Annotated in this window: 10 protein-coding genes; 8 read left to right on the forward strand and 2 right to left on the reverse strand. The window is 64.1% G+C overall.

What is annotated here, in order from left to right; translation table 11 throughout:
• Window positions 1-8 precede the first annotated feature (8 nt).
• Window positions 9-650 carry an OmpA family protein gene (locus tag XI03_RS34285; RefSeq protein ID WP_271594574.1) on the reverse strand — a complete coding sequence of 214 codons (642 nt, stop codon included), beginning with the start codon at window positions 648-650 and terminating at the stop codon, window positions 9-11.
• 561 nt (window positions 651-1211) lie between these two features.
• Here XI03_RS34285 and XI03_RS34290 point away from each other — a divergent pair.
• From XI03_RS34290 to XI03_RS34300, 3 genes are all read left to right on the forward strand, one after another.
• Window positions 1212-1457 (forward strand): hypothetical protein, encoded by a 246-nt coding sequence (locus XI03_RS34290; protein ID WP_271594575.1) that lies wholly within the window; start codon window positions 1212-1214, stop codon window positions 1455-1457.
• 121 nt (window positions 1458-1578) lie between these two features.
• Window positions 1579-1827, forward strand: coding sequence for a hypothetical protein (locus tag XI03_RS34295; protein WP_212249230.1), 249 nt, complete (start codon window positions 1579-1581; stop codon window positions 1825-1827).
• A gap of 142 nt (window positions 1828-1969) precedes the next feature.
• The gene (locus XI03_RS34300) at window positions 1970-3136 is read left to right on the forward strand and encodes a winged helix-turn-helix domain-containing protein (RefSeq protein ID WP_271594576.1); all 1167 of its coding nucleotides are present in this window, start codon (window positions 1970-1972) and stop codon (window positions 3134-3136) included.
• Window positions 3137-3237: 101 nt separating this feature from the next.
• Here XI03_RS34300 and XI03_RS34305 read toward each other — a convergent pair whose 3' ends face one another.
• Window positions 3238-3666, reverse strand: a complete 429-nt coding sequence (locus XI03_RS34305) for a ribosomal maturation YjgA family protein (RefSeq protein WP_271594622.1) — start codon at window positions 3664-3666, stop codon at window positions 3238-3240.
• Between the two features lie 79 nt (window positions 3667-3745).
• On the opposite strand from XI03_RS34305, the gene XI03_RS34310 reads away from it, so the two are divergent.
• The 5 genes from XI03_RS34310 to XI03_RS34330 all read left to right on the forward strand — a co-directional run bounded on the left by XI03_RS34310 (window position 3746) and on the right by XI03_RS34330 (window position 11296).
• Window positions 3746-5077: an MFS transporter gene (locus XI03_RS34310; protein WP_271594577.1), complete on the forward strand. Its 1332-nt coding sequence runs from the start codon at window positions 3746-3748 to the stop codon at window positions 5075-5077.
• A 298-nt stretch (window positions 5078-5375) separates the two neighbouring features.
• Window positions 5376-6482 carry an efflux RND transporter periplasmic adaptor subunit gene (locus tag XI03_RS34315; protein WP_271594578.1) on the forward strand — a complete coding sequence of 369 codons (1107 nt, stop codon included), beginning with the start codon at window positions 5376-5378 and terminating at the stop codon, window positions 6480-6482.
• 264 nt (window positions 6483-6746) lie between these two features.
• Window positions 6747-9884 (forward strand): efflux RND transporter permease subunit, encoded by a 3138-nt coding sequence (locus tag XI03_RS34320; RefSeq protein ID WP_152103397.1) that lies wholly within the window; start codon window positions 6747-6749, stop codon window positions 9882-9884.
• Between the two features lie 34 nt (window positions 9885-9918).
• Window positions 9919-10518 (forward strand): TetR/AcrR family transcriptional regulator, encoded by a 600-nt coding sequence (locus XI03_RS34325; RefSeq protein WP_028141752.1) that lies wholly within the window; start codon window positions 9919-9921, stop codon window positions 10516-10518.
• 154 nt (window positions 10519-10672) lie between these two features.
• Window positions 10673-11296: a flavin reductase family protein gene (locus XI03_RS34330; protein WP_271594579.1), complete on the forward strand. Its 624-nt coding sequence runs from the start codon at window positions 10673-10675 to the stop codon at window positions 11294-11296.
• The last annotated feature ends 65 nt before the right edge of the window (window positions 11297-11361 follow it).

An 11361-nucleotide genomic window follows, 5' to 3' on the forward strand; every position in this document is an offset into this window, starting at 1 on the left:
AATCGAGATCATTTCGACGCGGTCTTGGTGTCCATGTTCACGACCTGGACGCGGCGGTTGACCGGGTCGGCGCCGTGGGCGGCATCCTTCAGCTTGGTCTTGCCGTAGCCGACGGTGACGAGATCGGTGCCGTTGAGGCCGTAGTTCTGCACCAGATACTTCTTGATGGTGTCGGCGCGGCGCTCGGAGAGGCCTTGATTGTACTCTTCACCACCGACCGCGTCGGTGTGGCCGGCGACCACGAAGGTCGAGCCCTTCAGCGCCGGATCGGACAGCGCCTTGCCGAGCGCCTGCACCGAGGGCATCGAGGTCTTGGCGATGTCGGCCGAGTTGTAGTCGAACTGGATTTCCAGATCGATCTTCGGCTTGGTCGCGGCGAGTTCGGCAATCTGTTCGCGCTCACCCGTCGAGAGCGAACGGGTCGAGCGGTTGCGCACGGTGTTGAGGAATGTCGATTCCTTGGCCTGCGCCGCCGGATCGGCCTGCGGACCGGCGGACAGGCCACGGGTCGCCGGCTTCGGCTTCAGTGCATCCAGGATCTGGCCTGTGGAGACATTGTTGTCACCGGCTACAGCCAGGCCCGCCGTCATCGACAGCGCGGCGGAAAGAGTTATCGCCTTCAGTCCAAAGAACTTATCAAAACGGGTCATTGTCGTATCCTCGCTGTTACGCCTGATAGCGATTTGATGCCGCGAGCATAGGGCAGGTTCAAAGGTCCTGATGTGATCTTGGTCACGGTGGCTACAGCGCTTCCAGGCCCATCCTTGCGCAGTCCCGGGCGCTTCTGGCATCGGACCGGCGCGTTTCGCGATCGCCCCGGGGGGCAGGACCGATCACACCAATAGCAGTCGTCGTAGGCTCCGCGGCGTGGGTTCAAGCAGCGGCAATCCCCGGTGTGATTGAAATCACGCTGCGAGCGCAGGCTCATTCCCTCCGTATCGCGGAGGAGCTGGCTGGCCGAAGCTTCCGGCGCCGGCGAGGGCCGGCAGGCGTGCGGGAAACCCTTGCACGCCGATGGTCGCAAAGCCGTCGCCGCACGGCCCGGCCGTGAACAAGAAATCGGCCAGATGCGCGCCTAGCAGGACGTTTGCCCCCGCCAATCGCCGAATGAAGGAGCCGAGTTCCGTCCAGTGCCGAGGCCAAGTGACTATCAGCGAGACTATCAGTTCTATCGCAGTGGCCCGCCGGATCGGACAGTGTCCCTGAGCTCAATGCCCATCTATATCGGTGCAGCCATGATCGCAGTGGCGATCCTGCTGTCGACGCTGATCACGGGGCTGACCTCCCGCTATGTCGGACTTGAAGCGCCGACCGACGAGAACGTGTGGCTGGTCGACCGCCTCACCGGTAGCGTCTATCGCTGCCAGGCGGAGGCGCGCGGCAAGGCCTTGTGCGAGCCGGATGTCGCCACCGGAAGCCTCGGTGACCGGCCGAAAGCGTTGAAGGATGGCCGCTGAGACGCCTGTCTTTGCATCGCAGCAAGAAAATTGTCTTCTCCACGAAACGTCTCTGCTGGAAGATACGTAATTGCGAAGGCCGGCATGACGCCGGTTTCGTTTTACTTGAGGAGACGTTTCGATGAAGACTTTGCTCACCGCGGCAGCCTTTGTCGCGTTTGCTTTTTCGCCCGCGTCCGCCGCGATGATGGCGTGCACCAGCGATAACATGATGAAGACCGCCGCCACGATGGGCGGCACACCCGACACGCCGGCAAAAATGGCGGCGAACAAGGAAATGGCCATGGCCAACATGGACATGAGCAACGGCAAGATGAAGAGCGCCTGCATGCACTACATGAAGTCGCAGAAGGCGATGATGATGAAGTAGGCGCGAGGCGCGCCACCATCCTGCCGCGCTGTCAGCAGCTGGCAGCGCGGTTTTTCTCTGACCGCTCCTTTGCCGTCTTCGTTCTCTTCTCCTTTCTCTTCTCCTTTCTCTTGGCGCGAATCTCGCTACATTGCTTCCCGCAATGTCACGCACGCCCAGACCGCTCCCCCTCACCACGACACAGGCCCGGCAGATCTGGCTGCATGCCCAGCGGCTGGATGAGCGCGCACCGTTCGGCGACGGAGCTCGGGCCGTCGCGGACGCGGTGGCTCATCTCGGCTATGTGCAGATCGACACCATCAACGTCATCGAGCGCTGCCATCACCACATCCTGTTCAGCCGTATCCCGTCCTACCGCCGCGCCGACCTGCGCCACGCGCAGAGCGTCGACAGAAGCGTGTTTGAGTATTGGACCCACGCGCTCTCCTACGTACCCGCCGGCGACTTCCGCTTCTTCCTGCCGGCGATGCGCGAGCACCGCCGCGAAGGGCACAAATGGTTCGCCTCGGTGAAGCCGGCCGACACGCGCAAGGTGATGCGGCTGGTGCGCGCCGCGCCGCTGACGATCCGCGACATCGAGGACGACGTGCTCACCGAGAAGGAGCATCTGTGGCAGAGCCGCAAGCCCTCGAAGCGGGCGTTGCAGCTCGCCTTCTATACCGGCGCCGTGACCATCAGCGAGCGGCAGGGCATGCTCAAGACCTACGAGCTGATGACGCGGCATTTCGGCTGGGACACACTGCCCAGGCCAGCCTCAGCCAGGGAGATTACGACCTATCTGCTCGACCGCGCGCTGCGGTCGCAGGGCGTGGTGAGTCTGGATTCGATCTGCCACCTCGACGCGCCGCGCAAGAAGGCGGTGGTCGGCCTGATCGCCTCCCGCGTCCGCCGCGGCGAGCTCGTGCCTGTTGTGATCGACGGCGCCGGCAAGCAGGAGCATTGGGCGGCGCCGACCACGCTCGAGGCGAACGGTGAGGTAGTCTCGCCTGATCTCGTCCACATCCTCTCGCCGTTCGACCCGCTGATCATCCAGCGCAAGCGCACCAGTCTCATCTTCGGCTACAACCACCTGTTCGAGGCCTATGTGCCGAAGGCCAAACGCAAGCTCGGCTATTTTGCGCTGCCGGTGCTGATCGGCGACGAGATCGTCGCCGCGCTCGATCTGAAGACCGACCGGCAGGCAAAGAAGCTGCTGATGCAGAAATGGACCTGGGTCGGGCAGGGCAAGAAGACGGCGGGGCGCAAGGAGCTCAAGCAAAAGATCGAGGACGAACTCGATCGCTTCGAGCGGTTTCAATTGGCGGAGTGAGCGCTGATCGCCGCGGCGCCGGTCTCGTAGGGTGGATTAGCGAAGCGTAATCCACCATTTCAGTTTCCGCGGATACAAACAGTGGTGGGTTACGCCTTCGGCTAACCCACCCTACGCAGCTGAACCAGCCGATCGATCCAGACGCCGAACTCAATCCCAACCGCATACACCACCAAATTCCACAGCGAGAAGATGCGGCCGAGCAGCAGTGCGCCGGCTGTCGTCAGCCGGAACGTATCGAGCCAGGGCGCATGCACCAGCCGGGAGAATTCCACGACGACTGCGATCATCGCTGCGATGGCCGCAATCTGCGTCGGGGTGAGCCGCGGCAGCAGAACCCCGACCAGCAGAAACACCATCGTCGCCCACAGCAGCGAGCCGCCGTATTTCACGACGAAGGCAGGCAGGCCGAGCGGAAAGCCGTACCAGCGCAGGGACAATCCGCAGACGATCACCGCGAGCGCGAGGGCGGCGCGGGTCAGCGATGTCCGTAACAGCGCAACAGGTTTATCCGGCTGCGTCCCGTGCATTGCTTGCTCCATTGACTCTTTGGCGGCGATGCTGAAAACCGCAACCAGCCCATAAAAGCAACAACCCAGGGGGGAAGCCATGAGCCAGACCACGACCTATGCCGGTTCCGCCGGCGCCACCAAGTCGGAAATCGAGACCTCGACGATCCGCGCCATCTCCTGGCGCCTGATTCCGTTCCTGGTGCTGGCCTACTTCTTCTCCTATCTCGACCGCGTCAATCTCGGCTTCGCCGCGCTGACCATGAATGCGGAGCTGAAGTTCACGCCGCTGATCTTCTCCTGGGGCGCGGGCATCTTCTTCTTCGGCTATTTCATCTTCGAGGTGCCGAGCAATCTGGCGCTGGAGAAGTTCGGCGCGAGCCGCTGGATCGCCCGCATCATGGTGACATGGGGCATCATCTCGGCCCTGATGGCGCTCGTCAGCGGCGTCACGAGCTTCTACGTCCTGCGCTTCCTGCTCGGCGTCGCCGAGGCCGGCTTCTTCCCGGGCATCATCCTCTATCTCACCTATTGGTATCCGGCCGAATATCGCGCCCGCTTCCTTGCGGCCTTCGCCATCGCCGTGCCGGTGTCGACCGTGATCGGGGCGCCGATCTCGGGCCTGCTGCTCGGGCTCGACGGTGCGATGGGCCTGAAGGGCTGGCAGTGGCTCTTCATCATCGAGGGCATTCCCTCGGTGCTGCTCGGCATCGTCACCTGGTTCTATCTCACTGACAAGCCGGAGAAGGCGGATTGGCTGTCGGCCGAGCAGAAGGCGTGGCTGAAGGCGAAGCTCGATTCGGAAATCGCCGCCAAGCAGGCGGTGAAGCATTTCTCGCTCGGAGAGGCGCTGTCTTCGCCCAAGGTGATCGCGCTCAGCCTGATCTATTTCGGCTTCGTCGGTGCGCTCTACGGCATGCAGTTCTGGCTGCCGCAGATCGTCAAGGCGTTCGGGCTGACCAACGCGCAGACCGGCTTCGTCACCGCGATCCCGTATCTGTTCGGCACCATCGCCATGATCCTGTGGGCGCGTCACTCCGATGCGACGCGCGAGCGCGTGAAGCATGTCGGCGCGCCGCTGCTGCTCACTGCCGTCGCGCTCGCCGTCTCCAGCTACCTCACCGATCCCACCATGACGATGGTGTTGCTGACGGTCGCCGCGATCGGCGTGTTCTGCTGCTTTGGTGTGTTCTGGACCCTGCCGACCGCCTGGCTCTCCGGCACTGCTGCCGCCGGCGCCATCGCCCTGATCAACTCGATCGGCAACCTCGCCGGCTTCGGCGGGCCATACCTGATCGGCTGGGTCAAGGAAGCCACCGGCCAGACCTCGACCGGCTTGCTGGTGCTCGCTGTGCTGCCCCTGATCGCCGGCATCCTGGTGTTCGTCGGTGGCCACGACAGCAAGCACGAGTTCGCCGAGCAGAAGGAATAGAGCCGAGCAAACGGTTCCGTAGGGCGGGCAAAGCGGAAGCGTGCCCCCCACCTCTCTCCGACCCAAACAGGTCGTGGGCACGGCGCTAGCGCGCCTTTGCCCACCCCGCGGTGCCCCAGCCTGAGGCGCCGGACCCGGGCTGTGAGCCTCAGCCCGCCCTAAAACTTCACCTTCCTGACAACCCCTCTCAAACCTCACCGCCCCTTAACGATCACGCATTCCTGATGACTGACGATTATTGACTTTTATCAGTGATTAGTCGACATTCCTCTCATTGAAGATGCAGGAGTGTCCTTCGATGTTCGTCCGGTCGGTTTTGTCGAGCTATTCCAGGCTGTTGGCAGGTGTGTCGTTGGCCCTGATGGCGGCTAGCCTTGCCGGGTGCAATGACACCGTCGCCGAGAAAGCCGAGCCGCCGCGGCCGGTTCTGGTCGCAACCGCGCATTATGGTGCCGAAACCCCCGAGCGCAGCTTCGTCGGCACGGTCAGGCCCCGGATCGAGAGCGATCTCGGCTTCCGCGTCGCCGGCAAGGTCGCCAAGCGCCTCGTCGAGGTCGGCCAGACCGTCGAAATCGGCCAGCCGCTCGCGACTCTCGATGAGGTCGATCTGAAGCTCCAGGCCGAGCAATCCGTCGCCGAGCAGACCGCCGCGACCGGCGTGCTGGCCCAGGCCGCCGCTGCCGAGCAGCGCGCCAAGGATCTGAAGGCCAAGGGCTGGACCACCGACGCGCAGCTGGATTCGAGCCGGGCATCGGCCGATGAGGCCCGCGCGCGCCTCGATCGTGCGGTCCGCTCGGTCGAGCTGACCAAGAATTCCCTTTCCTACGCGACGCTCAACGCCGACGCCCGAGGCGTCGTCACCGCAACGCTGATCGAGCCCGGCCAGGTGGTCTCCGCGGGCCAGGCTTCGATCCGTGTCGCCCGCTTTGCCGAAAAGGAAGCGGTCGTCGCGATCCCTGAGACGCTGGTCGGACGCGCCAAGTCGGGCGTCGCCAGCGTCACTCTTTGGTCGGAGCCGGACAAGAAGTATACGGCCAAGCTGCGCGAGATCGCGCCGACGGCCGATCCGGCCACGCGCACTTATCTGGCAAAGTTCTCGCTGCCGGAGGCCGACGACAAGGTTGCGCTCGGCATGACCGCGACGCTGACGCTGTCGGACGCCGCGACCGAGCGCGTCGCGCGGCTGCCGCTGTCGGCCTTGTTCAACGAAGGCAACAAGCCCTCCTTCTACGTCGTCGACGACAACGGTGCGCTCACGCTGAAGCCGGTGGCGGTGAAGTCCTACGAGAGCAACGACGTCGTCATCACCGGCGGTGTGGAAGAGGGCGCCAAGATCGTCGCCCTCGGTGTGCAGAAGCTCGATCCGGCCCAGCGGGTGCGGGTCGTCTCGTCGCTGTCGTTCTGATCCCGTCATTCCGGGGCGATGCGACAGCACCGAACCCGGAAGCTCGAGATTCCGGGTCTGGTCCTTCGGGCCATCCCGGAATGACAGGAGAGTAAGTTACGTCGTGTGAGGTGAGTTTCGGCCTTTGTCCCTAAGCAGAGGCTGAAGCGGCGAAGCGATCCAGAATCTGCCCAGCCCCCTGGATTGCTTCGCTGCCTCGCGATGACGGCCTGAACAGAGTGGCTGTCGTTTTCTGGCAACTGGATCGTCTTTTCGGAGAGAGCGATGAAGCGCTTCAACCTTTCGGCCTGGGCCGTCAGCCATCCGACGCTGGTTCTCTTCCTGATGCTCGTGCTCGGTGTCGCCGGCTTCTTCTCCTATGAGAAGCTCGGCCGCGCCGAGGATCCGTTCTTCACGGTGAAGGTGGTCAACGTCTCCGTGATCTGGCCCGGCGCGACCGCGCAGGAGATGCAGACCCAGGTCGCTGATCCCATCGAGAAGAAGATCCAGGAACTGCCCTATTTCGAGAAGGTGCAGACTTATTCCAAGCCCGCCTTCACCGCGCTCCAGGTCACCTTCCGCGACTCTACCCCGCCGAAGGACGTGCCTTACCTGTTCTATCTTCTGCGCAAGAAGCTGGTCGACGTGCAGGGCCAGCTGCCCTCCGGCATCCTCGGTCCCGTCGTCAACGACGAGTTCTCCGACGTCGATTCCATCCTCTACATGATGACCGGCGACGGCGCCGACTATGCCCAGCTCAAGAAGGTCTCGGAAGGATTCCGCCAGCGCCTCCTGAAGGTGCCCGGCGTGACCAAGGTCGACGTCTACGGCAACCAGGATGAGCGCATCTTCGTCGAGTTCTCCCACGCCAAGCTCGCCACCCTCGGCATCACCCCGCAGGCGCTGTTCGATTCGCTCGCCAAGCAGAACAACGTGACGCCGGCCGGTACGGTCGAAACCTCCTCGCAACGCGTGCCGCTGCGCGTCACCGGCGCGCTCGACGGTGCCAAGGCCGTCGCCGAGACACCGGTCGAGAGCAACGGCCGCGTGTTCCGCCTCGGCGACATCGCCACCGTAACCCATGGCTATGTCGATCCGCCCAGCTTCGTCGTCCGTCAGGAAGGCAAGGCTGCGATCGGCATCGGTGTCGTCACCGCCAAGGGTGCCAACATCCTCGAGCTCGGCAAGGAGGTCGAGAAGGCGACGGCTGAGTTCATGAAGGCGGTGCCGCAGGGCGTCGACGTCAAGCTGATTGCCGACCAGCCCAAGGTGGTCGAGCACGCCGTCGGCGAGTTCGTGCACTCCTTCATGGAAGCCCTCGTCATCGTGCTGTTCGTCTCGTTCCTGGCGCTCGGCTGGCGCACCGGCATCGTGGTCGCGCTGTCGGTGCCGCTGGTGCTCGGGATCGTCTTCGTCGTCATGAACATGATGTCGCTCGACCTGCACCGCATCACGCTGGGTGCGCTGATCATCGCGCTCGGCCTGCTCGTCGACGACGCCATCATCGCGGTCGAGATGATGGTGGTGAAGATGGAGCAGGGCTGGGACCGCATGCGCGCGGCGTCTTTTGCCTGGGAATCTACCGCGTTTCCGATGCTCACGGGAACGCTGGTCACGGCCGCTGGCTTCCTCCCCATCGGCTTTGCCAATTCCGCGGTCGGCGAATATGCCGGCAGCATCTTCTGGATCGTGGCGATCGCGCTGGTCGCCTCCTGGTTCGTGGCGGTGATCTTCACGCCCTATATCGGCGTCAAGCTGCTGCCGGAGATGAAGGCCCATCACAACCACGATCCGCACGCGGTCTACGAGACCCGCATGTACCGGGGCCTGCGCGCCATCGTGCAATGGTGCGTCAATCACCGCATCACCGTGGTGGTCGCGACCGTCGGCGTCTTCATCGCCTCGGTCGTCGGCTTCGGCCATGTCCAGCAGCAGTTCTTCCCGCTGTCGGAGCGGCCCGAGCTGTTCTTCCAGCTGCGCTTGCCCGAGGGCACCGCCTTCAACGTCACCGAAAAGGCGGTGAAGAAGGCCGAGACGCTGCTCAAGGACGACAAGGACATCGAGACCTATACGTCCTATGTCGGCCAGGGCTCGCCGCGATTCTGGCTCGGCCTCAATCCGCAGCTGCCGAACGAGGCCTTTGCCGAGATCGTCATCGTCGCCAAGGGCGTCGAGGGGCGCGAGCGCGTCAAGGCCAAGATCGAGAACGCGGTTGCCGACGGCATGCTGTCCGAGGCGCGCGTCCGCGTCGACCGCTTCAACTTCGGTCCGCCGGTCGGTTTCCCCGTGCAGTTCCGCGTGATCGGCCCCGACGCCAACAAGGTGCGCGAGATCGCCTATCAGGTCCGCGACGTCATGCGGCAGAACAAGAGCGTCAAGGATGTCCAGCTCGACTGGAACGAGCAGTCGCCCTACCTCAAGCTCGTCGTCGACCAGGACCGTGCCCGCGCCATGGGCCTGACCCCGCAGGACGTATCGCAGGCGCTCGCGATGCTGATCTCGGGCTCGCAGGTCACGACCGTGCGCGACGGCATCGAGAAGGTCGGCGTGGTCGCGCGTGCGATCCCGTCCGAGCGCCTCGACCTCGGCGGCGTCGGCGATCTCACCATCACCTCGCGCAATGGCGTCGCCGTGCCGCTGCAGCAGATCGCCAAGATCGAGTATGCCCATGAGGAGCCGATCATGTGGCGGCGCAACCGCGACATGGCCATCACCGTGCGCTCCGACGTCGTCGACGGCGTGCAGGCGCCCGACGTCACGGGCCAGATCACGCCGAAGCTGAAGGCGATCAAGGACCACCTCGAGCCGGCCTACCGCATCGAGCCGGGCGGCGCGTTCGAGGAATCCGCCAAGGGCAACGCCTCGATCTTCGTCCTCTTCCCGCTGATGGTCATGGTGATGCTGACGCTGCTGATGATCCAGCTGCAGAGCTTCTCACGCCTGATCCTGGTGTTCCTGACCGCGCCGCTCGGCATCGTCGGCGCCTCCTTCGGACTCAACGTCGCCAACGCGCCGTTCGGCTTCGTGGCGCTGCTCGGCCTGATCGCGCTCGCCGGCATGATCATGCGCAACACGGTCATCCTGGTCGACCAGATCGAGACTGACGTCTCCCACGGCCTGACCCGGCGCGAGGCGATCGTGGAGGCCACCGTCCGCCGCGCCCGTCCGGTGGTGCTGACGGCGCTCGCCGCCATCCTCGCCATGATCCCGCTGTCGCGCTCGGCCTTCTGGGGCCCGATGGCGATCACGATCATGGGCGGTCTGTTCGTCGCGACCTTCCTGACGCTGCTGTACCTGCCGGGCCTCTACGCGCTGTGGTTCAGGAAGAGCCTGGACGAGGCGGGTACCCCCGAGCAGCCTGCCGCGCCGCAGCATGGGAGCAATGACCCGCACGCAATTCCGCTTGCTGAAGCGGCTGAATAAGTGAGATGAAGTGCTGATTGACGAGTCCTGACAGATGACACTGATTGCGGAACATATCGAAGGCGACACCCGGGATCGTATTCTCGAGGTGGCCGAGCGGCTGTTCCGCCAGATCGGCTACCAGAAGACCACGGTCGGGGACATCGCCAAGGAGCTCAGGATGAGCCCCGCCAACGTCTATCGCTTCTTCGAATCGAAGAAGGCGATCCATCAGGCGGTGGCCCGTTCGCTGATGGGCGAGGTCGAGCTGGAGGCGCAGCGGATCGTGGCGAGGCCCGGTCCGGTCAAGGAGCGTTTCCGGGAGCTGCTCACCACCATCCATCGCATGAACACCGAGCGCTATGTCGGCGACAACAAGCTGCACGAGATGGTCGCGATCGCGATGGAGGAGGACTGGGACGTCTGCGTCGCCCATATGGAGTGCATTGCCGGGGTGATCGGCCAGATGATCGCGCAAGGCGTTGCCTCCGGCGAGTTCGAGGCGCCGGACCTCCAGCTGGCCTCGCTGTGCGCCTGCACCGCGATGATACGCTTCTTCCACCCCCAGATGATCGCCCAGTGCGCCACCAAGCCGGGCCCGACCATCGACCAGATGATCGATTTCGTCATCGCGGGTCTGTCGCCTCGCCACTGACGGGGCGGGGAGTTTTTCCCTATAACCACGTCTGCCGTCATTCCGGGGCGCGCGTAGCGCGAACTATGGTGCGCAATTGCGCACCTGAGAATCTCGAGATTCCGGCTTCGGTCCTCCGGACCGACCCGGAATGACGGCAGAGTGGAGACCCGCGGTGACCGACAAAGACCTGTACTTCTACGAGCCCTCCAAGGGCCACGGCCTCAAGCACGATCCCTTCAACGCCATCATCGCGCCGCGGCCGATCGGCTGGATTTCCTCGCGCGATACCAAGGGTCAAGTCAATCTCGCGCCCTACAGCTTCTTCAATGCGTTCTGTTACGTGCCGCCGATCATCGGCTTCTCCTCCACCAACTGGAAGGATTCGGTCGAGAACATCCAGCAGACCGGCGAGTTCGTCTGGAATCTCGCGACCATGGACCTCGCCAAACACATGAACGCGACCGCCGCGCATGTTGCCCCTGAGGTCGACGAATTCGAGATCGCCGGCCTCACCGCCGTACCCGGCAAGCTCGTCAACGTGCCACGCGTCGGCGAGAGCCCGGTCGCCTTCGAATGCAAGGTATCCGACATCGTCCGCCTCAAGGGCGCCGACGGCAAGGAGGCCGACGCCTGGCTGACGCTGGGCGAGGTCGTCGCCGTCCACATCGACAGGGCCATGATCAAGGACGGCGTCTACCAGACCGCCGCCGCCCGCCCGATCGTCCGCGCCGGCCGCCGCGGCGATTATTTCGAGATCAAGCCGGAAAACATGTTCGAGATGGTGCGGCCGGATTAGGCCGAACCTCCTCTCTCCGCCGTCATTCCGGGGCGACGCGTAGCGTCGAGCCCGGAATCCATAAC

Origin of the sequence: Bradyrhizobium sp. CCBAU 65884, from assembly GCF_028128835.1 — a bacterium.
Lineage (GTDB): Bacteria > Pseudomonadota > Alphaproteobacteria > Rhizobiales > Xanthobacteraceae > Bradyrhizobium > Bradyrhizobium ottawaense.